General features: G+C 70.3%; 26 protein-coding genes. 12 read left to right on the top strand and 14 right to left on the bottom strand.

What is annotated here, in order from left to right:
- The 3 genes from CLV67_RS13870 to CLV67_RS51045 all read right to left on the bottom strand — a co-directional run.
- On the bottom strand, positions 1-488 hold a 488-nt coding region (locus CLV67_RS13870), incomplete at its 3' end, for an SPFH domain-containing protein (RefSeq protein ID WP_146169114.1).
- A gap of 37 nt (positions 489-525) precedes the next feature.
- Positions 526-981, bottom strand: a complete 456-nt coding sequence (locus CLV67_RS13865; protein WP_106318134.1) for an NfeD family protein — start codon at positions 979-981, stop codon at positions 526-528.
- Between the two features lie 87 nt (positions 982-1,068).
- Positions 1,069-1,452 carry a hypothetical protein gene (locus tag CLV67_RS51045; RefSeq protein ID WP_146169112.1) on the bottom strand — a complete coding sequence of 128 codons (384 nt, stop codon included), beginning with the start codon at positions 1,450-1,452 and terminating at the stop codon, positions 1,069-1,071.
- On the opposite strand from CLV67_RS51045, the gene CLV67_RS51040 reads away from it, so the two are divergent.
- The 3 genes from CLV67_RS51040 to CLV67_RS51885 all read left to right on the top strand — a co-directional run bounded on the left by CLV67_RS51040 (position 1,432) and on the right by CLV67_RS51885 (position 2,509).
- Positions 1,432-1,659, top strand: coding sequence for a hypothetical protein (locus CLV67_RS51040; protein ID WP_146169110.1), 228 nt, complete (start codon positions 1,432-1,434; stop codon positions 1,657-1,659). The genes CLV67_RS51045 and CLV67_RS51040 overlap by 21 nt on opposite strands.
- A gap of 126 nt (positions 1,660-1,785) precedes the next feature.
- On the top strand, positions 1,786-2,196 hold the full coding sequence (locus CLV67_RS13855) for an STAS domain-containing protein (RefSeq protein WP_106318130.1): 411 nt from the start codon (positions 1,786-1,788) through the stop codon (positions 2,194-2,196).
- Between the two features lie 136 nt (positions 2,197-2,332).
- Positions 2,333-2,509, top strand: coding sequence for a hypothetical protein (locus CLV67_RS51885; protein WP_170153845.1), 177 nt, complete (start codon positions 2,333-2,335; stop codon positions 2,507-2,509).
- A gap of 23 nt (positions 2,510-2,532) precedes the next feature.
- On the opposite strand, the gene CLV67_RS13850 is transcribed toward CLV67_RS51885, so the two are convergent.
- Positions 2,533-2,949: an STAS domain-containing protein gene (locus CLV67_RS13850; protein WP_106318128.1), complete on the bottom strand. Its 417-nt coding sequence runs from the start codon at positions 2,947-2,949 to the stop codon at positions 2,533-2,535.
- A complete protein-coding gene (locus CLV67_RS13845) occupies positions 2,946-3,248 on the bottom strand; it encodes a GlsB/YeaQ/YmgE family stress response membrane protein (RefSeq protein ID WP_146169108.1) in 303 nt (100 codons plus the stop codon). The genes CLV67_RS13850 and CLV67_RS13845 overlap by 4 nt, the downstream gene beginning before the upstream one ends.
- 723 nt (positions 3,249-3,971) lie before the next feature.
- On the opposite strand from CLV67_RS13845, the gene CLV67_RS13840 reads away from it, so the two are divergent.
- Entirely contained in the window at positions 3,972-4,682 is a 711-nt protein-coding gene (locus CLV67_RS13840) for a rod shape-determining protein (RefSeq protein WP_170153844.1), read from the top strand.
- A gap of 16 nt (positions 4,683-4,698) precedes the next feature.
- Positions 4,699-5,034: a TraR/DksA family transcriptional regulator gene (locus tag CLV67_RS51880; protein WP_106318123.1), complete on the top strand. Its 336-nt coding sequence runs from the start codon at positions 4,699-4,701 to the stop codon at positions 5,032-5,034.
- Between the two features lie 70 nt (positions 5,035-5,104).
- Here the strand turns inward: CLV67_RS51880 and CLV67_RS13830 are convergent, their stop codons facing one another.
- The 3 genes from CLV67_RS13830 to CLV67_RS13820 all read right to left on the bottom strand — a co-directional run bounded on the left by CLV67_RS13830 (position 5,105) and on the right by CLV67_RS13820 (position 7,624).
- Positions 5,105-6,307, bottom strand: a complete 1,203-nt coding sequence (locus tag CLV67_RS13830; RefSeq protein WP_239166101.1) for a PucR family transcriptional regulator — start codon at positions 6,305-6,307, stop codon at positions 5,105-5,107.
- Positions 6,308-6,394: 87 nt separating this feature from the next.
- Positions 6,395-6,970, bottom strand: a complete 576-nt coding sequence (locus tag CLV67_RS13825) for a CBS domain-containing protein (RefSeq protein ID WP_170153843.1) — start codon at positions 6,968-6,970, stop codon at positions 6,395-6,397.
- A gap of 174 nt (positions 6,971-7,144) precedes the next feature.
- A complete protein-coding gene (locus CLV67_RS13820; protein WP_106318119.1) occupies positions 7,145-7,624 on the bottom strand; it encodes a MarR family winged helix-turn-helix transcriptional regulator in 480 nt (159 codons plus the stop codon).
- 79 nt (positions 7,625-7,703) lie between these two features.
- Here CLV67_RS13820 and CLV67_RS52670 point away from each other — a divergent pair, with 79 nt between their 5' ends.
- Together CLV67_RS52670 and CLV67_RS54730 are read left to right on the top strand one after the other, a co-directional pair.
- On the top strand, positions 7,704-8,474 hold the full coding sequence (locus CLV67_RS52670) for a cation:proton antiporter regulatory subunit (protein ID WP_203736922.1): 771 nt from the start codon (positions 7,704-7,706) through the stop codon (positions 8,472-8,474).
- A gap of 63 nt (positions 8,475-8,537) precedes the next feature.
- A complete protein-coding gene (locus tag CLV67_RS54730; RefSeq protein WP_170153842.1) occupies positions 8,538-8,741 on the top strand; it encodes a hypothetical protein in 204 nt (67 codons plus the stop codon).
- Positions 8,742-8,749: 8 nt separating this feature from the next.
- Here the strand turns inward: CLV67_RS54730 and dctP are convergent, their stop codons facing one another.
- The 3 genes from dctP to CLV67_RS13795 are packed head-to-tail and all read right to left on the bottom strand — an operon-like array spanning position 8,750 to position 12,920.
- On the bottom strand, positions 8,750-9,751 hold the full coding sequence (gene dctP, locus CLV67_RS13805; RefSeq protein WP_146169105.1) for a TRAP transporter substrate-binding protein DctP: 1,002 nt from the start codon (positions 9,749-9,751) through the stop codon (positions 8,750-8,752).
- A 28-nt stretch (positions 9,752-9,779) separates the two neighbouring features.
- Positions 9,780-11,753: a putative bifunctional diguanylate cyclase/phosphodiesterase gene (locus tag CLV67_RS13800; RefSeq protein WP_170153841.1), complete on the bottom strand. Its 1,974-nt coding sequence runs from the start codon at positions 11,751-11,753 to the stop codon at positions 9,780-9,782.
- Between the two features lie 51 nt (positions 11,754-11,804).
- Positions 11,805-12,920, bottom strand: a complete 1,116-nt coding sequence (locus CLV67_RS13795; protein ID WP_239166100.1) for a polyprenyl synthetase family protein — start codon at positions 12,918-12,920, stop codon at positions 11,805-11,807.
- Positions 12,921-12,979: 59 nt separating this feature from the next.
- Here CLV67_RS13795 and CLV67_RS13790 point away from each other — a divergent pair, with 59 nt between their 5' ends.
- Positions 12,980-13,438: a MarR family winged helix-turn-helix transcriptional regulator gene (locus tag CLV67_RS13790; RefSeq protein WP_239166099.1), complete on the top strand. Its 459-nt coding sequence runs from the start codon at positions 12,980-12,982 to the stop codon at positions 13,436-13,438.
- Positions 13,439-13,447: 9 nt separating this feature from the next.
- On the opposite strand, the gene CLV67_RS13785 is transcribed toward CLV67_RS13790, so the two are convergent.
- Positions 13,448-13,870, bottom strand: coding sequence for a hypothetical protein (locus tag CLV67_RS13785; protein WP_106318111.1), 423 nt, complete (start codon positions 13,868-13,870; stop codon positions 13,448-13,450).
- A gap of 226 nt (positions 13,871-14,096) precedes the next feature.
- Between CLV67_RS13785 and CLV67_RS13780 the strand changes: the two genes are divergently transcribed.
- On the top strand, positions 14,097-15,605 hold the full coding sequence (locus CLV67_RS13780; protein ID WP_146169103.1) for a CBM96 family carbohydrate-binding protein: 1,509 nt from the start codon (positions 14,097-14,099) through the stop codon (positions 15,603-15,605).
- Positions 15,606-15,673: 68 nt separating this feature from the next.
- Here the strand turns inward: CLV67_RS13780 and CLV67_RS13775 are convergent, their stop codons facing one another.
- Positions 15,674-17,191, bottom strand: coding sequence for a GGDEF domain-containing protein (locus CLV67_RS13775; protein WP_170153840.1), 1,518 nt, complete (start codon positions 17,189-17,191; stop codon positions 15,674-15,676).
- 136 nt (positions 17,192-17,327) lie between these two features.
- On the opposite strand from CLV67_RS13775, the gene CLV67_RS53325 reads away from it, so the two are divergent.
- From CLV67_RS53325 to CLV67_RS13760, 3 genes are all read left to right on the top strand, one after another.
- Positions 17,328-17,783, top strand: a complete 456-nt coding sequence (locus tag CLV67_RS53325) for an ATP-binding protein (RefSeq protein WP_307833851.1) — start codon at positions 17,328-17,330, stop codon at positions 17,781-17,783.
- Between the two features lie 226 nt (positions 17,784-18,009).
- Positions 18,010-18,498 carry an NUDIX domain-containing protein gene (locus tag CLV67_RS13765; RefSeq protein ID WP_106318243.1) on the top strand — a complete coding sequence of 163 codons (489 nt, stop codon included), beginning with the start codon at positions 18,010-18,012 and terminating at the stop codon, positions 18,496-18,498.
- A gap of 35 nt (positions 18,499-18,533) precedes the next feature.
- Entirely contained in the window at positions 18,534-19,343 is an 810-nt protein-coding gene (locus tag CLV67_RS13760) for an SDR family oxidoreductase (RefSeq protein ID WP_106318104.1), read from the top strand.
- A 333-nt stretch (positions 19,344-19,676) separates the two neighbouring features.
- On the opposite strand, the gene CLV67_RS13755 is transcribed toward CLV67_RS13760, so the two are convergent.
- A complete protein-coding gene (locus CLV67_RS13755; protein ID WP_146169102.1) occupies positions 19,677-20,957 on the bottom strand; it encodes a tetratricopeptide repeat protein in 1,281 nt (426 codons plus the stop codon).
- Positions 20,958-21,010 lie beyond the last annotated feature (53 nt).

The following is a 21,010-nucleotide window of genomic DNA, read 5'->3' as shown; positions in this document are numbered from 1 at the left end:
ATCTCGACCCGGGTGACCTTGATGCCCCACCGGCCGGTGGTCTCGTCGAGCACGCTGGAGAGGTGCTTGTTGATCTCCTCGCGGCTGGTCAGGGCGCGTTCCAGGTCGAGCGAGCCGATCACGTTGCGCAGCGTGGTGACGGTGAGCTGCTCGATCGCCTGCAGGAAGTTCGCGATCTCGTACGTCGCCCGCACCGGGTCGATCGCCCGGAAGTACAGCACGGTGTCGATCGAGACGACCAGGTTGTCCGACGTGATCACCGGCTGCGGCGGGAACGAGACCACCTGCTCCCGCATGTCGACCTTGGCGCGCACGGCGTCGACGAAGGGGACCAGCAGGTTCAGCCCGGGGCTGAGGGTCTTCTTGTATTTCCCCAGCCGTTCGACGACGTCCATGCGCTGCTGAGGAACGATGCGGACCGCTTTCAACAGGGTGACGACGGTGAAAAGGAGAACAGCGGCAACGATGATGCCGAGGACGGCGTCCATTGGTGTGAACCACCTCGTATTTCTGACAGACCGGAGGTCAGTTTTCGGTATCGCTGATGCCGGGCAGATCGTCACGCCAGACCAGGACGGTGCCATCGCTGACGTCGACGATTCTGACCCGCTCGCCGGGAACATATGTCCCGAATCCCTCGAGAGCACGCGCCTGCCACAGTTCGCCGTCGATCCGGACCATCCCGTGCTCGGTGTCGACGTGTTCCACCACGACGGCGGCGGCTCCCTGCATCGTGGCCGTGCCCATGCCGACCACGTTTCTGCTGCCCAGGTGGCGACGCAGCGCCGGACGGACGGCGGCCAGCGTCAGCGCCGAGACCACCACGAAGACGCCACCCTGGACGGGCACGGACGCGCCGAGACCGGCGGCCGCGGCGGCCGCCAGCGCACCGGCGGAGAACATGAGGAGGAAAAGGGTGGTCGTGAAGATTTCCGCCACGCCCAGCGCCACGGCGACGATAATCCACAGCAACACATCCATAATCCGATAGTTGCACGGCCCGGCGTATTCAACCACCGACGCCCTGCGCCGCCCGGCCGAAGCCGATTTACGACTGTCATGAGAACGTCATCGTTCTGTGGGCCGTTCCACACAGCCGGATGCTCCGTACCGGAAATGGAATGCGTCTTGCATCATCACTTGATGCGCCGTTTCCTGTGCGGATCGATTCGTCGCCGGTGCCGCGGTGAGCATCGTTCTGCCCACGGTGTTCACCCTGCCGGAGATCACCTGGTCGTCCTGGTTCCGGGCCCCGCGGCAACCGCCGAGCAGTTCACCGTGCCCGTTCTCGGAGAGATCCCGGAGGCCACTGGTACGCAGCCGGCTGTTCTGTGCGGTGCCACCGCCGCCGGCCGGTGCTGCGCGATCCGGATCGGCGACGGATTCACCTCGCCCGTGAACCTGCCGGCCGACCTCGACGATGCCGGTGAGGTGCAGGTCACCGACGGCCATGCGAAGTTCATCATTGCCGTACGCGGTGGAGCCACCCGCACCGCGCGGCAGCTCGTCGCGGCGCTCCGGCACGCGCGCCGGCTCCCTCTCGACAATCCGCAGGTACAGCATCCGCCGCCGTTGATTTCGCCGACGCGCCCGTGGCGGCTGCATCTGGCCGTGGCGGGTCTCTCGTTCGTGATCATCGCGCTGTCCCTGATGATGTGACCCGCCACAGATTTGACAGGCGGCTATCCACGTCGTCATAAGTTCGTCATGTGCGTGTGGGAATGTGGCAGCCCAGTCTGTGAATCCCAATCCGATGGCCGGCGGAAAATGTGCTGAGGAGTGATCATGGGGGGCGTTTCTTTTCTTGACGAACTCGACGGCGACGATCGAGCGGTGGACAGCACGTGGATCACGGTGCACGCCATGGCCGGAGCATCGGTCGTCCGCGTCATCGGTGACCTCGACCTCGCCGTCGCGACCCGTCTGCGCACCGCACTCGATGCGGCGCTCGCGACGAGTCCCTGGCTCATCGTGGATCTGCGGCAGGCGGAGGCCGTCGACTCCGTCGGCCTGGGCGTGCTGATCGCGGCCCACCAGGCGGCCCGACGGCAGGGCGGTGACCTCCTGCTGGCCGCCGCACCGCCGTTCTTCCTGTCGGTTCTGCGGGCCGCCCGTCTCGGTTCGGTTTTCATGACATTCGACACGGTGCCGCAGGCGATCACGTTCGCGCTGGCACCACGTAAGGATCACGAGTGACATTTCCTCGATTCGTCATCGAGTCGAGAAAAAACCGTGCAGTGTCCGCTGAACGGGCTCCCTGGTGTTGCGGTCGAACAGTGAATGGCATCCCGCGACCATTTCCGGCCCCGGCGGCCGGGGGAGGAGGAACACCATGCACGCGGAATCCGGCATCCTCAAGCGCCTGAATGACGGCGGTCAGACGCCGGCCGACCCGGCCCACGACATCCGTGAAAGCACGGTCACCACCCCCGGCCGCAACGAGATCGGCAGGATCGGCGACCTGCTCGGCGACGCCGAACAGCAGAAGGCTCGCCCGCAACGGGCGTGAACGCGGCGGACTGTTCGGTGCTGTCATCCCACCGTTGCGCGGACTCGTCCGCTGACCGGGGCGTGCCCGGGCGGCCGCACGCCCTCGAGCTCGGACAGCGCGGTGGCCTGGTCGGGGGAGATCGGGAAGACACCGTCCAGATGCATGGTGTGCAAGACGGTGAGTACGAACCGCGACGGCGCGACCAGGCACAGGGTGACGCCCCGGCGGCGCGCGGATCGATGTGCGCGTACCAGCAAGCCGAGTCCTGCCGAGTCGATGACCTGCGTGGCGTGCATGTCGATCACGAGGTGGCGGCCCTTGTCGATCGCCGCCTTGACGATCGGGCGCACCTGGCCGGCGAGATGCCGGTCGAGGTCGGCCGGCAGCACGACCACTCGAACCGCCCCGCCGGCCACGTCACGCACCTCGCCGAGCCGGTCGGCCGGTGACGCCGTCATCGGGTCTTCCCGCTGCGCTGCCACGGCGTGACGTGCGGGGGAGATCCGACAGCGGTCACCGCCACGATGGTGACGCCCGCGACGGCGGCGAATACCTGGACCGCGATCTCCAGCACGCTCGGCGCGACCCGGCCGGGATCGGCCATCCAGGACAGGACGGTGGCCAGCACCGCGGCCGCCACGCCGGCGGCGAGGGGCAGCCACCACGGCACACGGCGGCGGCGACAGACCAGAAGGTGGCCGGTGGCACCGACGACGGCGCCCACGACCACCGCAGTGATCAAGTCCTGCCCTGACATGCCCGCCCCTCCGACGCTCGATGAGGGCAAGGCTGCACGCCTCAGTCTGCGGAACCTTCCCGCACCCGTGACAGTTGCGTGACAAACCCGGCGCGGACCACCGCTGGGCGTTGCCTCACGTCGTCGGCCGCCGCGCCGACCGCGGCGTCCCCCTGGGCTCCAGCGCTCCGTGACGAACCGGTACGGCAAACCGGTCCGGCTGTCAGACGAATGACATGAAGCCGTGTGCCCACTGCCACGTGAATCGACCAGGCTCGTCAGCATCGAGCGAGAGGACGACGAGCATGTCAGTGCCGGTGGCCGTAGTACCCGTGCCCACTCCCGTGAAGCCGGGCCCGGACACGGTCCGGATCGAGCAACCGCGGGCGGCGCCTCCGGGCTGCGGCCCGGGCGGCTTCACCCTGCCGAGTCCGTCCCGGCTGCCCGGATTCCTGCCGCGCTCATTGCCGGGGATCGGCAATCGGGCGAAGCAAGGTTGACCGGACACGGCCCGTGTCCATCGCCCGTGCAGGGGCGACGATGGGGAGTCTCAGCGCCCCGCCGGTCACGAAAGCGGCAGGTGGGGCCTCTCCTCCACGGCGTATCGGCCGCTGTCGCACGTCGATGCCGACTCTTCTCCCGTGCAGAAAGGGGACCGCTGTGATCGCGCCTACGGATTCTCGTGCCGCCATCCGATCTTCTCTACGAGGCGGCCCGCGAGCCGGCCAGCCTCCGGCCGTTCCGGTGGCCGTCGCGGTCGATCTGGGCAGCAGCACGGTCGGCGTCTGGGCGACGCATCGCGGCGTGGTCAGCGGCGACGCCTCCGCGTCCGGCGCGCTGGTACGCCGCGGCCGGGTCGTCGATGTCGAGGGCTGCGCGACCCTGCTCGGTCAGCTCGTCCAGCGGTACGCGCAGCCGGTGCCGTCCTCCGATGTCGTGGTGGCCTGCCGGCCGGTCCTGGCCACTGAAGCCGAGCAGCTGTCGATGAGGCGGGTGATCGAGGCCGCCCTCGCACCTCGCCGGATGCTGTTCATCGACACCGTCCGGGCTGCGGCGATCGGGTCCGGCGCAGCGGCCGGCAGCCTGCTGATCGCGGACATCGGTGCTCAGCTCACCGAGATCGCCCTGCTGGAGAACGGCCGTGTGACCGCCGCACGGCGGGCGGAGATGGGCACCCGCGATCTCGGCCGCGGCGCCACCGTTGGCCTGCTCACCGACATTGTCGCCCGGCACGTCGCCGACCTGCGGGCCACCGGCCCGGCGGATGACATGGACCAGGCCGTCGCGCGCGGGTTGCTGCTGGCCGGTGACGGTGCCCTGCACCCGGCCCTGCCCGCCGCCCTCGCCGCCGCGTTGCGACTGCGTGTGCACCAGGCCGCCGCGCCACGCACCGCGGCGCTGCACGGTGCGGGACTGGCCGCCATGTCCGCCCTGCGGCACCCCGTCGTCTCGTGAGCCCCGGAGGAATCCGATGAGCACCACACTGCGCCCGCCGGCCGGCGTCGACGCCGCCGCGATGGGTTTGCTGCGCGACATGCTCGAGGAGAACTTCGCCGTGCACACCGCGCAGCTCACCGAACTGACGGTGTACGGGCGTATGCCCGGGCACGGCGGCTACGGCCCGCTCACGCTCGACGAGTGGGCCGCCCACCACCGGCGTGAGATCGCGGACTCGGCCGACGCGCTGCGGCGCATGGCCGACGGAACGTACGGCCTCTGCCGCATCTGTCACCGTGCCATTCCCGCGGGTCTGCTACGTGCGGTTCCCCACGCCGAACGATGCGTCCCGTGCCGTCGTCTCCCGTGACACCCCCAGCGGGAGACGACGGCGGCTGCCGCCCACCCGGCAGGCCAGCGGGTGGGCGGCGTCGTCTCGTTCAGATCGCCGGCAGCGGCTGATCGGGCCAGCCGAGCGCCCGGGCGCCGAGAGTCGCCGCCTGGAGGGTGAAACGGTCGGCGGGGTCGGCCGGGTCGTAGCCGGTCAGTGCCTTCACACGGTCGAGGCGATAGGTGACCGTGCGCACCGCCACGTGCAGCCGCCTCGCCGCCTCCGTGGCGATCGCGCCGCTGTCGAAGTATCCGGCCAGGGTGTCCAGCAGCGGCTGAGCACCGGTACGGCTCTGCCGCAGTGGTTCCAGCACGGCTCGGACCAGGTCCACGATGGCCGGCTGGTCACGTAGCAGCACCCGGTAGACGAGCAGGTCGTGGGCGCCCACCACCTCACGGTCCAGGTGCAGCCGGCGGGCCATGGCCAGCGCATCGCGGGCCTCCTCGTACGAGCGGGCGATCCCGTACAGGCCGGGATGAGGGCGGCCCACCGAGATCCGCCAGCCGCCGGTTCGGGGGAGCCGTTTCAGCTCGGCGTGCATCAGCTCGCCGAGGCGTACGTCGCGGGGTGTGCCGATGCCGGAGTCGTCGGACGGTGCCAGCACGACCAGCAGGCCCTCCTTGGTGGCCACGAGAACGTCGCGGTCGCCGAGGCGGTCGAAGATCACCGCTTCGAGGGCGCTGATCGCGGCCGCGGTGTCCGGCAGACGGCGGCCGGGGGCGGCGAGCGCGACCTGATGAACTCGTGTCAGGCTCAGGCCGAACGGCTCCGCGCGCTGGACCAGCGCGCCCGGATCCGAGTCACCTCGCAAGAGATCGTCGACGAGTTCGCGCCGGGCCGTCTCCTCGCGGCGTACCAGGTCGCGGCGTGCCGCCGCATAGCCTTCCGCGAGGGTCGCGACCGCGTCGTCGACGACCTGCAGGACCGCGTCGGCCGCGGCCCGGACCACCTCGCTGTCGCGGGAGCGGGCCACCAGCGGGAGGTGCCGCCACAGCAGGCGAGCCGCGGACAGATAGAGCTGGACTGCCTTACCGGCCGAAACACCCTGCTCAGCGGCGGTGCGGCCCAACCGGCTCACGGCGTCCAGCTCACTGCGGCGGGGGCGGCGTCCCGTGACGGCGGCCTCGGCGAGCAGCACGAGGTAGTCGCCCAACAGCTCGATCGGCACGTCCCCGGCGTCGCGGCCGGCCTCCTGGGCGACTGTCAGCAGCCATCCGTCGTCGGCCGGATCACCGGTTTCGTGTCTGCTCACCGTCATGGGGATCCGCCAGCCGCCGTGGACCGTTCGCGCCAGGTGACCAACCATAACCGGACCCCGGGGCGGGACTCCGGGTGCCGGTCATCCCACCCGTGCCGGCCACCAGTCGTCCACGTCGTGCCGGTGCTGCCCGGTCGGCTTTGCATCACCGGCGGTCGCCGGCAGCGTGGCGCGCAGCTCGGCCGGGGCGGGGTCGTCGGAGCGGGTGTCGTCGGAGCAGGTGTCGTCGGAGCCGGTGTGGAGCCGGAGCAGGTCGGCGGCCGTGACGATACCCAGCAGGTGGTGCCGGTGGTCGGTGACGAGCAGCCGATTGACCCGGTCACGGTACATGCGGCGGCCGGCCTGCGCGGCCGTGTGATCGGGTCCGATGGTCATCGCGGGCGAGGACATCATCTGTCGTGCGGTCGGGTGGCGCCAGCCGAAGGATTCGGGTTGCCGCCGTCCCCGGCGCCGGTGCGGATGGTCCTCGGGAATCACCATGGCTTCGAGGACGTCGGTACGGGTCAGCACGCCGAGCACGTTGTCGAAACCGTCCACGACGGCGAGGGCGCTGACGTCATGGCCGGTGAGCCCGGCGACGGCCTCTGCGGGCCCGGCGTCGGCGTCGACGGTGAGCACCTCGCGGGTCATGAGGTCCCGGACTCTCCACGGTCGCATGTCGTTCCTCCTTCGTTGGGTCTCCTCTCCACTGTCGCCGTGGTGGTGTGTTCCGGACACGGGCGCGGCCGGACACCGGACCTGCATGTTGCTTGCCGGGTACCGGCAATGGGAGGGCCCGTCGAGCGGAGGGTGCGGTTTGTCCGGTGTCCGGCAACCGGCTGGAGGTGACGCTCAGCCGTGTGAGGTGGTGCGCCCGGTGGAGACGGCGGCCAGTTCGGCGGCGAGACGCTGGATCAGGGTGGCCAGCGTGTCCCGGTCGGCGGTGCTCCACTCCTGCAGGGCACTGCCGAACAGGCCGGTGCCGACCTCGTCGATCTCGGCGAGTTTGGCCCGGCCGTGGTCGGTCACGGTGAGCAGGGCGGCGCGCCGGTCGCCGGGATCGTGCCGGCGTGTGACGAGGCCGCGCTCCTCGAGGCGGCGCACCTGGGGAGTGACCGTGGATTTGTCGACCCGTGACCAGGTGGCCAGTGTCGAGGCGCGGACCGGTCCGTGTCCGGCGATCGTCCGCAGCAGGGCGATGTCGTGGGGGGACAGGGTCTGCGCGGCCGCGCCCAGCAGGGCGGTGCGGACGTCGCCGCGGTGGGCCCAGCGCAGGAGCTGGGTGAACGCTTCGTGAATCTGCCGGGGTGCGGCCGAGTCGTTGCTGTGCACGTGTCACACCCTACCCATTAGATGGTTGGGCCCAACCAACCTTCTCGCGTATGGTTGGGTCTTACCAACTATTTGGGGGGTGGAAGTCATCATGGCCCGCAAGTCGAACCTCGTAGCAACCGCGTTCCGCTCCGAGCACGGCCGCGGCACCACGGCATCTCGTCATCCCGCATGGCCGACCGGCCGCGCGAGCCTGATCGGCGCCGGTCTCGGCGGCTGGCTGGGCCTGCTCACCGGCCTGATCCTGGCGTTGCTGCCCGGCGCTCCCCAAGCCGCCGCGCTGCTCGGCGGACCGCTGGTGGGAGCAGCCATCGGCGCCATGGTGGGGCTGCTGGTCCACTGGGCCACCGACGCCCGCCAGGCCGTCACTGCCCAGGCCGTCACTGCCCCGGCCGTCACTGCCCAGGCCGTCACTGCCCAGGCCGTCACTGCCCCGGCCGTCACTGCCCAGGCCGTCACTGCCCCGGCCGTCACTGCCCCGGCCGTCATCGCCCCGGCCGCCCCGGCCGCCGCACCGCCGGAGACTCGAGGGGCGGACCCGGCGCCGACCCGGCCGGCCGCCATGCGCCTGGAGAGGACGCACCTGCCCCGGCTGGGGACCGCCTACGCCTTCGACACCGCCGGTGGCCAGCGCTTCGGTGTCCTGGTGCACCCCAGCGGGCGCCGGGACATGATGTCCTTCGACCCCGACGACCTCGACCGGGTCCTGCACGTCACGGAACTCGCCGAGGCCGAGGCGCGGACCGTCGCGCACCTGCTCGGCTTCCCGGTGCTGCTGGGCGAGCCCGCGGAGCCGTCGCGCTCGTCCGGCACCGGCCGTGTCCGGGCCCTCGCCGGGTCACGGGGCTGAATTCCGGGATCGGGGGGCTCGCCACGCGGCATGAGCGCCGGGCCGGCGCGGAGCCGGCCGGGGGTGGCGACACCCACCCGCTTGGCGGCGAACCAGGCGGCGAGCACCTTCGTCGCCATGGTCACCACGGCCAGGCCGAGCTCCGGCAGCAGCACCCGCGGCATGTCGGCCGGGTCGGTGGACAGTCCGAGGAAGACGAAGAAGGCCGGCCAGCACCGCGGTGACCAGCGGCAGGTGGAACGCCGTCGAAGGCAGAGCCGCCGCTGATGAGGACCTCAACTCGCGTCTGGCAGCAGGGAGGCGAGGTCCCCGAAATTGCTCCGGTGCCTGCTGACCACGTTCACCAGCGCCCGCCGGAAAGGCGCCACATCGACGTCGTTGAGCCGGGCGCCCTGCTGTTGCGCCACGGCGGCGTTCTCCTCGGTGGCCGCGGCCCAGAGCCGCAGCTCCTCCTCCTGGGTGAGGCGTCCCGCCTCCAGGATCGCGTCGCGCATCGGCACCGGTCGTTCGGCGAGCCATTTCGCGCTGGCGAGCAGGACGTCGACACTCTGCTGGTGGCGGCTCCACGAGTAGTACGGCGCGTGCCGCATGTGCTGCTCGGAGGTGTAGAAGACCATGCTGTTCTCGGCGCCGTCGACCAGCCGCTGCTGCAGCGCGGAGCCGATGTCGTTGGTCGCCAGCGGCACGGCGGTCGCGCCCAGTGCGTTGATCATGTCGATCGCCACGATGTTCTGCGGCACCCGGATGCGCAGGCCCTTGAGATCGGCCGGTGTGTGGATCGGTCGTACCCGGTTGTAGAAGTTGCGGTCGCCCGCATAGAAGAACGCGAGCAGGACGAACCCGTGCATGGCCATGATGGCCGTACATCGCCGGCCGAAGTCACCGCGCATGCTGTCGAGGAACTGGTCCCGGCCGCTGAACGCGTACGGCAGGCTCGCCACCCCGAGTCGCTTGTCGTACGCGGTGAGGTTGGCCAGAAGGATCTTGCTGAACGCCAGTTTGCCGGTACGCAGCATCTCCGCCATGCGCTGCTCGTCGCCCAGCTCGCCGCCGGGCTTCACGGTCACCCGGCAGTGGCCCTCGGTCAGCTCGGCCACCCGGTCGGCGAAGAACCGCTCGGCCACGACCATCGGATTCGTCGGCTGGACCGACTCGCCGAGCAACACGTCCAACGGTTCCGTCGTGGCCGACGGTGAGCGGCTGCACCCGGTCGCCAGCCCGGTGCCGGCAGCGCCGGCTATCGCCCACGCCGACGTCATCAAGGCCCGGCGATTCACTTCTCTCACGGTAGAGGAGCCGATGGCCTCAGGCCGCGCTGATCGCGATATCGGACTTGGACAGCCAGTCGGTCAGCTCGGCCGCGGGGACGGGGCGGCTGATGTGGTAGCCCTGCGCCTCGTGGCACCCGAGGTCACCGAGGGTCCGCAGCGCGGACTCGGTCTCGACGCCCTCGGCGACGACGCGGAGACGCAGGTTCTTGGCCAGGTCGACGACCGCCCGCACGATGCTCTCGTCGCGGCTGTTCTCGCTCATCTTCATCACGAAGCTCCGGTCGATCTTCAGCTCGTGCGGGGGCATGTCCCGCAGGTGCGCGATCGAGGAGTAGCCGGTGCCGAAGTCGTCGATCGAGATCTTGACACCCAGTTTCCGCAGCTCGTTCAATGTCTCGCCGGCGCGCAGCAGGTCGGCGATCATGGCGCTCTCGGTGATCTCCAGGGTCAGCAGCCCGGGGCGCACCCCATGCTGCACGAGCGCCGCGTCGACCACACCCGGGAACGTGGCGTCGGTCAGCGACCGGGCCGGGATGTTCACCGACACCGGAAGCTCGTGACCGAGATCCTCCCACCGGCGGATCTGGGCCAGAGCCTGGTCGAGCACCTCGACGGTGACCAGGTCGATCAACCCGCTGTCCTCGGCCAGCGGGATGAAGACGTCCGGGCTGAGCAGACCGCGGGCCGGGTGCTGCCAGCGCACCAGCGCCTCGGCGCCGCAGGGTAGGCGGGTGGTCACGTCGACCTTGGGCTGGTACAGCACGACCAGCTCGCCACGCTCGATGCCCCGCCGCAGTTCACTCTGCAGCGTGAGCCGGTCGGTGTCGCTGTGATCCATCGACGGGTCGTAGCCGGACACGCCGCCGTGGCGGCGCTTGGCCGTGTACATGGCGACGTCCGCGTGCTGCAGCAACAGGGCGGCGTCGTCACCGTCGCGTGGGTACGACGCGACGCCGATGCTCGCGTCGATGTCGACCAGCAGGTCGCTCAACTCGATCGGGCGGCGCAGCTCCTCCAGGATGCGGTGCCCGGCCTCCAGCGCCTCCGGGTGATCCGGCGCTGTCGGGAGGATGAGGGCGAACTCGTCGCCGCCGAGGCGTACGACGACATCATCGGTACGGCATCCCTGGCTCAGCCGCTGTGCCACCTCGACCAGCAGCTCGTCACCGGCGTGATGGCCCAGGGTGTCGTTGACCTCCTTGAACCGGTCGAGGTCGATGAGCAGCAGACTGAAGGGCTCGCCGGTGTGCCGGGCGTGCCGTACCGCGGAGTCGAGTTCGTCCTGGAGCTTGGCCCGGTTGCCGAGACCGGTCAACGGGTCATGGGTGGCCTCGTGCAGGCGCTGGGCGGCCTGCCGCTCGGCTCTGCGCTGATAGCCGACGAGCACCGTCGCGCATACCGCGAACAGGGTCAGCACGACCCCGATCGTCGTCTCGGCGACCGCGTTCAGCAGGTCGGCCTCGCGGTTGACCTCGCCGAGATAGTCAGCCAGTTGCTGCTGATGGTCGTCGCCGAGATCGAGAACGTTGTCGCGCAGCGGTGCGAACGTCAGCGACGCGAGATCGGCGTAACCGGTGACGTCCGAGCCGTGCTCGGTGCCCGACATGATGTCGAGCACGATCCGGATGTAGTTCTCGTAGCCACCCCGGATCGAGTCCAGCTCCGCCCGGTCGACGGCGTTGCTCTCCTGCAGCCAGTCGAGGTCAGCCCGCGCCGAGCCCAGTGTCGCCTTCAACTGGGTGCCGCGGTAGTCGGTGCCTCCGGTCGCCAGATACTCGCGCAGCGCCGCGTCCTCAGCGTGGATCTTCACCGAGATCCCGTTGAGCTTCTGAGTGATCGTCTGCACGCGGCGGACCTCAGCGGTGGCGTCGACCGTGCCGGTGGACGCGAGGACCGCCGAGACCGCCAGTGTGACGATGCCCAGCGCGGTTCCGGCGATGGCCGACCGGCCCGTCGCGCGTGCCTCCAGCAGCCGGCTCCACCACCGCCGGCCGTTCCGATCCCGCACGCCATCCATCTCCACGCGGTGACCTTCGGTCGCGGCGCGTTCGACTTGAGGCTAGGTGACCCGATCCGTGGCGGCCGAGGCCAGAGCGGCGAACACCGAGCGGCTCGATTCGTCGACGTTCATGGTGTCGAGGACGGCCAGTGACCGCTCCAGCAGCCCGCCGATCATGGCCTCGACCGCCGCCAGCGCACCGGTGTCCGCGATGATCTCCCGCAGGACGCCGACCCCGGCGGCGTCGAGACTCCGATCGCCGAACAGCGTCTCGATCCGCTCGATCTGTGCGGCGCTCGCGCGTTCGTAGGTGAGCGCGATGAGCGCCGTACGTTTGCCCTCGCGCAGGTCGTCACCGGCGGGCTTGCCGGTTCGCTGGGGGTCACCGAACACGCCGAGAACGTCGTCGCGAAGCTGGAACGCCTCGCCGAGCGGTAGCCCGTAGGCGGAGAAGTCGGCCAGCAGAGTGTCGTCGGCGTCCGCGAGCAGCCCGCCGAGCAGCAGCGGATGCTCGACGGTGTACTTGGCGCTCTTGTACCGCACGACCCGGCGGGCCCGATGCAGCGCGTCCTCGTGGCGGGACTCCGCGATGGCCTGCTCCACCAGATCCAGGTACTGGCCGCCCATGAGCTGGGTGCGCATGGTGTTGAAGATCCTCCGCCCGCGGATGAGCGAAGCGGCCGGAAGCCCGCTGCCGGTGTAGAGCTCATCGCTCCACGCGAAGCACAGGTCGCCGGCGAGGACGGCGGCGGACACACCGAAGTGCGCGGAGTCGCCGGTCCAGCCGTTGCCGCTGTGCAGCGTGGCGAATCGGCGATGCACCGCGGGCGCACCTCGGCGCGTGTCGGAGAGGTCCATGACGTCGTCGTGGATGAGCGCGGCGGCCTGGAGGAACTCGAGGGCGGCGGCCGCGGCCACGAGCGCCGGGTCGTCGTCGGCCCCGGCGGCGCGCCAGGCCCAGTAGCAGAACGCGGGACGTAGGCGTTTGCCGCGGTTCATCAGGTCGGACACGTATCGCACCAGGGGAGCGGACTCGGGGCTGACGTCGGCGAGCACCCCGGCCTGTGTCGCCTGGAAACCGGTGATCACCGCGTCGATCCTGCTCCGCAGACCTTCGATCTCCAGTGGCGAGTGAGCGTCGTCGGTGCCCGGGGGTGAACTCATCTCCACTGTCATGATTCTCTTTCTACAAGTAACTAGATAATCTTGCTACCTGAAAGGATTATGATCTCGTCGTGACGAGGCGACAGACACGACACCGCAGTGAGGTGGCGGTCGCCATCCGTGAATTGCTGCAGGCCAACGACGATGCGACCCGGGGACTGGCACGCCGGCTCGGCGTCGGCGTCACCGACGCCGTGGCGCTGGACCACCTACTGGGCAGCATGGCCGGTCTGGGCCCCACCGAACTGGGCCATCGGCTCGGCATCCGGTCCGCTTCGGCGACGACGCTGGTCGACCGCCTCCAGTCCGCCGGGCACGCGCAACGGGTTCCCCACCCGTCCGATCGGCGACGGCAGACCGTCATCGCGACCGAGACCGCCCACGCCGAGGTCATCGGTGCCCTGGCCCCGCTGTTCGAGGGGATCGAGCAGGCGGTGGACCGGCTCGACCCCGTCCAGGCCGCCGCCACGGTGGCCTTCCTGCGCGAGGTGGCCGCCGTGATGCGGGCCTACGCCGCCGACGAGGCGTAGCGCGGAAGGTCAGCTCAACAGGTTCCGGCGTCGCATCGCCCAGCAGTATCCGGCGAACAGCACGGCGACCACACCGATCCCCAGATCGAACCATGACGTCGCGGCGCCGAGCGCGTCCCACCGGTCGCCGAACCCGAACGTGACCACCAGCAGCACCGCCTGCGCGGCGGCGGCGACGGCGGCGACCGGAACCGCCCAGCGACTGAGCGCCAGCAACAGGCACGGCGCGACCAGCCCGGCCGTGATGTCGACCATCCAGACGGCGTGGAGCGCGACCGGGTAGTCGGCGAAGTACGCGATGCCACCCGGACCGGACTGATCCAGCGCCAGGTAGTCCCGGGCGTCACCCAGGTAGATGGCGGCGGTCAGCGCGGCGGCCACCCAGAGGTGCCACGGCCTGCGGATGACGGAAGTACGGATCGACGCGGTCAAGGCGACTCCTCTCGGCAGCGGCCGGGCTGCCACGGTAGCCACCCCATTCCAAGCTTTCGTGACGGCCGCTGTCATCCAACCGTCACTCGAACCGCAATCGGCCTGCACCCCGGCACGCACCGGAGCCGCTCCACCGGCCGCCGAGCCTTGCCCCATGCCCGGCCGACAGTGCGCCGGACGAACCCCGGGGAGTGATCCAGTGCGCCGCGCCAAGCTGCCGAGGTCCATGACAGCTCTGACCGCCGTCGTCACCGGTGCGAGTGCGCTGGCGATGCCGGCCACCGCCGAGGCGGTGTCCACCGAGACGACCGTCCGGGCCGTCGACGACACCTACGTGTCCAGTTCCCGCGCGAGCGGTGCGTTCGGCGCGGACGAGAAACTCGCCGCGGGCAGGCTCGGCAACGACAGCAAGACCGTCGTCCTCAAGTTCACGGTCCCGGCCGGCACCGACGTCAGGCGCGCCGTGCTGTTCCTGCGGCCGATGGCCCCGCCGTCGGGCAGACTCACCGTGTCTCGGATCGCCGACAACACCTGGACCGAGGCCAGGCTGACCTCCGGCACCATGCCCGAGATCGGCGCCGCGGTCGCGGGGGTGACGCCGAAGGCCGCCGACACCCGGGTCGGGTTCGACCTCAGCCACGAGGTCACCAAGCCCGGCACGTACTCGTTTGCGCTGTCCTCGTCGCTGACCGGCGGTGTGGTCCGCTTCCGGTCGGCTGAGCACGCCACCGGCGGCGGCCCCGAGCTGGTTCTCACCACGAGCCCGAGCCCGAACACGCCCGCCCCGGTCAAGCCCGCCGACTGCGTCACCGGCGCCAAGCTGGTCCCGTCCTGCGGTGTGCTGTGGGGCGGCGCCGCCGGCGGCTTCACCAGCAAGCCACGCGACGTGGAGCACAAGAACTGGGAGAAGCTGAGCGGCCGCACCGCGACGATCTTCCACACGTACCACAAGGGCGACGAGGCGTTCCCGACCAAGGCCGAGATCGCCATGACCAGCGATGCCACGAACCCGCGGGTGCTGCTGCTGAACTGGAAGATCGCGTACGGCTCCAGCTGGGCCAAGGTCGCCAAGGGCGAGCAGGACAGGCGCATCGACGCGTTCGCCGCGCGCGCGAAGGCGTACGACAAGAAGTTCTTCCTGGTCCTGCACCACGAGCCGGAGAACGACGTCGTCGCCGAGGCCGGTTCGGGGTGGGAGGCGAAGGACTACGCCGCCATGTACCGGTACACCATCGAGCGGCTGCGTAAGCAGGGCGTGACCAATGTGGCCAACGTGCTGGCGTTCATGGGCAACGAGAAGTGGCTGGCCCAGTCCTGGTGGAAGGACCTGTACCCCGGCGGCGACGTCGTCGACTGGATCGGCCTGGACTCGTACGTGTCGGCGGAGAAGGGCTACTACCACTACGGTACGTTCGCCGACCTGCTCGACCGTAAGCCCAAGGGCGGCGGGCCCGGCTTCTACGAGTGGGCGACCACCGAGCACGCGGGCAAGCCGATCATGATCGCCGAGTGGGGCGCCTACCACCGCATCGGCCGGACCACCGACAAATCCTTCGTGTACGACAGCGTGCTGCCGGAGCTGGCCAGGCGGCCCGCGATCAAGGCGATCGTGCACTTCGACACGAAGGCCGACGACGAGGGCGACCGCGACATCAGCATCGGCAGCACGCCGGCCGGGCTGGCGTCCTTCAAGAGGCTGGCCGCCAGTCCGACCTTCAACGTGAAGATCGGCTGACGACCGTAACCTGTCAGCGCCGCCCGGCCACTCGCCGGGCGGCGGATCCTCCGGGACACCACGGGCGACTACGGTACGGCCACCGGCGCGGCGACCGGGGGCAGCGGCACGGCGTTCTCGCCGTCGTGGCACCTGATGGTGTTCTTGCCGTTCGCCTTGGCGTCGTACATCGCCATGTCTGCCTGCTGCAGCAGCAGGTCCAGGCTAGGGGTGCTCCCCGGCGTCGACGACGCGATGCCGATGCTGACACCCACGGCGACCGGTGACTGCTGGATCGTCATGGGCTCGCGGATGCTCGTCAGCAGGCGCCGGGCGAGGCTCATGGCGTCGTCCGGCGAGGTGCCGGTGACCAGGACGGCGAACTCGTCACCGCCGAGCCGGCAGGCGACGTCCCCCGGCCGCAGGGCCTCGCCGAGACGGCGTGCGACCGTCACCAGCGCCTGATCCCCGCCGGCATGGCCGAGGGTGTCGTTGATCGGTTTGAAGCCGTCCAGGTCGAGCAGCATCAGGACCATGTCGCCGCCGTCGCGGACGGCCAGGTCGCCCCGTTCCTGGAACGCGGCCCGGTTCGGCAGGCCGGTCAGCGGGTCATGATGCGCCTGGTACGCCAGCTGCTCCTTCTGCCGCTGCAGCGCCACCGCCATGCCGCCGACCATCCGCAACGTCGTCAGCTGCCGCAGCAGCACCAGGCCGAACGTGCCCAGCAGCAGCCAGACCAGCATCGATCCGAGCCGGCCGGTGCGCACCTGCACCACCGCGACGGCCACCACGGCCAGGATCACCGGGATGTACGGCATCGCCGCCCACGCGCTGTCCATCAGGCGGCGCACGTCGTCGTCGCCGGGCGTGGGCAGCGCCTGCCTGCTGGCGAGCGCCATGAGCAGCGCGCCGAGAACGAAGCCGCCGCCAACCCCGTTCTCGAACCAGAGGGAGCGGGTCGTGCCGTTGTGCACCACCACCAGCATCATCGTCACGGCCAGCACCACCGCCGCGGCGGCCAGCAGGTGCAACGCACGGGCGCCACGACTCGGCACACTTCCCGCAGCGGTGACCAGGGCCAACGCCACGGCCAGCGCCTCCGGAACGGTGAAGTGCAGATTGACGATGATGCCCTCGCGATCGCCGGCGGCGGCAGCGGGCGCGAGGATGAACTGCCACGCCAGGATCAGGATGGCGCCGGACACCGCGGCGATGTCGAGGATGCGCCGTACCTGCGCCAGTCCACGCAGCGGCGCCGCGATCAGGATCAGGCCGACCGGCAGCAACGCCACGGCGACGATCGAGAGCAGGCCCCCGACCTGCTCGGCGCCGGCGCCGAGCAGGGACGGCCGGGTCAGCAGGAACAGTCCGTTGGCAAGACTCCACAGGGCGGTCGAGCAGGCGCCGACCGCCATCGCCGCCCGAAGCCGCCCGGACGCACACGAGGCCTGACGGTAGTAGCCCACGCTCGCGTACCCGACCGTCAGCATGATCAGAAAGTCCGAGACGGCGTAGCCCCAGCGGGCCGGCAGATGAGCAACCACAGCCTGAAACCCCGACGCCACCGCGAGAGCGAGCAGCAGCGCGATCGGAAGGCGTGTTCGCATGACGCCAACAACGGCAGGATGCCCGGACATCGGAAGGAATTTCCGGTGGTTTTTCGGGAGCACAAGGCGTCGAGCGCGCCGGGCACGTTTACTTCGCCGACGCGACGGGGACGGTGTCCACCGTGCTGGAACAGCTGTGCCCACCTGGGCGACTCGATGGCGGTGTCATGGCCGCCGGACCCGACCGCACGTGATCATCTACAGCGGCGCCGAAGATCTACAGAAAGTGCGTGCTTTCGTACGGGAGCAAGCACGCTCGTTCGGCCTGGGCGACGAGCCGGTCGAACGGCTGGCGCTGGCCGTCAGCGAGCTGGTCACGAACACCCTGCAGCACACCACGGGCGGCGGGGAGGTCCGGATGTGGGCCGACGGGACGACGGTGTGCTGCGACGTCGTCGACAGCGGGCCCCTGCGAGTCTGGGGCCACGACATGCCGGCACCCGACGCGGAACGCGGGCGTGGCCTGGTCATCGTCGAGCGCCTGTGCGACGAGGTCACCGCGTTCACCGAGTCCGGCCGCACGGTCGTACGCCTGCGCATGGCCCCTGCATCGGACTCGCCGTCGCGCAAGGCACCGAGCGCGTCGTCCTGATCGTCGTCACGGTCTTCCTGCTCGTCCGTGCCGCCCCGGGTACGCGCCTGGCACTGTCCGCCTGGTCAGATGACGCCTGTTCCGTGCAGCAGGGCCATGGTCTTGAAGGCCTCTTTCGGTTCGAGACGCCCGTCGGGCATCACCTTTCACACCCCGAACCCGGCCATGGCGTGCTGACGACGGCCTGGATCGAGCGGGCGGTGTGCGGCTTGGCATCGTGTCCGTCGTGACCGAACTCGTGGAGCGCGTCGACGAGCAGGATCGTGTGCTGGGGGTCGTCAGCCGCGACGAGGTGATTCGCCGAGGCTGGCTGCATCGGGTCGCCACCACCGTGTGCCGCGACGAGAACGGCAGATATCTGGTGTGCCGGCGAGCCGACGGGCTCTCCCGCTTTCCCGGCCACTACGAGGTGAGTTTCGGCGGGGCCGTGGCGGTGGGGGAGTCCTACCAGGCGGCGGCAGCCCGCGAGGTCGCCGAGGAGCTGGGTGTGCATCCGGTGGTCCGGGAGGTGGTCACGTTCCTGTGCCACGGCACGGTCGGTTCCTACTGGCTGGGGGTGCACGAAGCCGTCGTCACCGGCGACGTGGTGCCCGATCCGCGGGCGGTGAGCTGGGTCGGCTGGATGACGAAAACCGAGCTCGATCAGGCCGTACGGCATCATGAGTTCGTTCCGGACGGGCAGGAGGCACTCCGCCGCTATCGGGCGGCGTCGTGATGTGTGCGGGTTGCCGGTCCGGGTATCCGGCCCGCATGCCCCAGCGCTTTCACGACTATGACCGGGTGGCGATCGTCACCGGATCCGACTCCGGCATCGGCGAGGCCACCGCGATCGCCCTGGCCGGGGCCGGCTTCGACGTCGGCGTGACGTACCGCTCCGACGACGGCGGCGCCCAGGAGGTGGCCGCCAAGGTACGCGACGCCGGCCGCCGCTGCGAGGTCCGGCAGCTTGACCTGGTCCGGTTGCCCGGTTCCGCCGGAGTCATCGACGACCTGGCCGACGCTCTCGGCGGATTGGGTGTGCTGGTCAACTGTGCCGGCACCGGCATCTCCACCCCGGTGGTGGACACCAGCTGGGACGAGTGGCGTGAGGTCCTCGCCGTCGACCTCGACGGTCCGTTTCTCTGTGCCCAGCGCGCCGCCCGCCGCATGCTCGCCACCGGCCGCGGTGGGCGCATCATCAACGTCACCAGCGTGCACGAGCACGCCCCGCGGGTCGGTGCCGGCGCGTACTGCGCGGCCAAGGGCGGCCTGGGCCTGCTCACCAAGGTGCTGGCCCAGGAGCTGGCGGCAGCCGGGATCACCGTGAACGCGGTCGCCCCCGGGGAGATCGCCACGGCGATGACCGGCAACGAGGACGTCGACCCGCACACGGTCGCCCGCCCCGGCATCCCGGCAGGCCGCCCCGGCGACGCCAACGAGGTCGCCGCGGTGATTGCCATGCTCGCCTCGCCCGAGGCCGCCTACGTCACCGGCGCCTCCTGGGCCGTCGACGGCGGCATGCTGCTGATGGGCCCGCAAGCAGGCTCCCACCTCGACTCCGACGACTGGCGCGACGGCTGAGGCGGGTCACTGCGGGTCGGGGGCGCGTTCTCCCAGATGCAGGGGGAGTTGCTGGAGACGGTCACGTCGCGGTGGGCTGCGTCCTCTTCTCCTCTCCCGTGCAGCCGGCCGTCGTCAGCATGATCGTCGTCACCGCGGCCGGAGCGGCGCCTGCTCGCCGGTTTCTCACTTCGCTGCACCTCGTCAGAGTCCGCCGGTGGCGATCAGGGCGATGTTCCCGTGGGCGATGTCCCAGTCTGGGACTGCACGGATGGCGCAGGCCCATGCCGCTCACCGGGGAACACTCGCCCCGCTGCGCCGCGGCCCGGCCGCGTACGCCTGATCGGTGGGGCCTCACTGCGCCGCCCGCTCCAGGCCGAGGCCCGCCCACGGATCCGGGCCGAGGTCCAGCGGCTCCCGTCCACGCACCACCGCCATGGCCTCATCGACATCTCCCCGGCGGATCAGCAACGCGGCCAGATCATCACCCACGAAATACGAGGTGGCGTACGGCCGGAGCAGCTCGATCGCCTCATCGGCGCGCCCGATCCGCGTCAGGACGGCCGCCTGCCGGCACAACCAGTACCCCTCGCCGGCCCTCGGGTGCGCCCGCAACAGAGCGAGCACCTCTTCGTCACGACCCAGCTCCTGCAGCAGCCAGATCCGGTCCTGAAGATTCTCCTCCTGCCCCTCGAAGTCACGCTCCAACTCGCCGAGCAGGCGCAGGGCCTCGTCCAGGCGACCCGCCTCGATCAGCATCGTCCACAGCCGGGCCCGTGTGCAGCCGTGTGCGCCGCCCTCCGACCGGATGCCCGCATACAGAACCTCGGTGGCATCGTCGATCCGGCCCTGCCGCAGGAACAGGTCTGCCAGCGCACCCGCCACATCGGTGTTGCCGTCCTCGGCGAACGGGCGCAGGGCGGCGACCGCCTCCGCGACACGGCCCTGCTCCTCCAGCAGGTCGGCCAGCCGGTATGCGGCGTGTTCCGCGCCGTCACCGGCGACCAGATCGCGCAGCTCACTCTCCCGGCCGTCCTTGGCGAGCAGATCGGCGAGCCGTTCGATGTCGTCGACGGAGCCGCGTGGAGCCTTCCTGAGCACGGCGATGGCCTCGTCCAGGCGCCCCTGCCGCTCGAGGACCGTCGCCAGGGACTGTGTGGCGTTGTGCGGCCCTGACAGGTCCATCAACGCGGCGGTCACCTCGTCGTCGCGGTCTCCGCCTGCGGTGGCCTCGACCAGCGCCGACACCAGGAACCAGTCCGTCAGACACGGCTGGAGCAGGGTGAGCACCTCGTCGAGCCGGCCCTGCCGGCCGAGGAGCAACGCCAGATCGTGCACGGCATTGCGCTGGCCCGCGTCGGCGTACGGCCGTAGGAATTCGATCGCCCTGTCCATGCCGTGCTCGTTCTCCAGGATCGTGGCGATCCGGTGGCAGGCGGCGCCCCACCCGCTCCCCGCGAAGCCGCGGTAGACCGCCAGCGCGGCTTCCGTCTCGCCGCGGCGGAGCAACTCGGACCCCAGGGCGTCGCCGCACTGCCAGTCGCCGCTGTCCGCCTCGGTACGCAGGATGTCGAGGCGGTCGTGTTCCACGAGCAGCCGCACCACCTGGTATGGAACCTCCTGTGAAGCGAACATGCGCCGAACTGTAGGGGGGACCCCTGACAATTCCCGGCCGCCCACGGCAAGGG

This window comes from Actinoplanes italicus (assembly GCF_003001815.1).
Lineage (GTDB): Bacteria > Actinomycetota > Actinomycetes > Mycobacteriales > Micromonosporaceae > Actinoplanes > Actinoplanes italicus.
The sequence above is the reverse complement of the archived record's forward strand: the minus strand, read 5'-3'. Positions and strand labels throughout refer to the sequence as shown.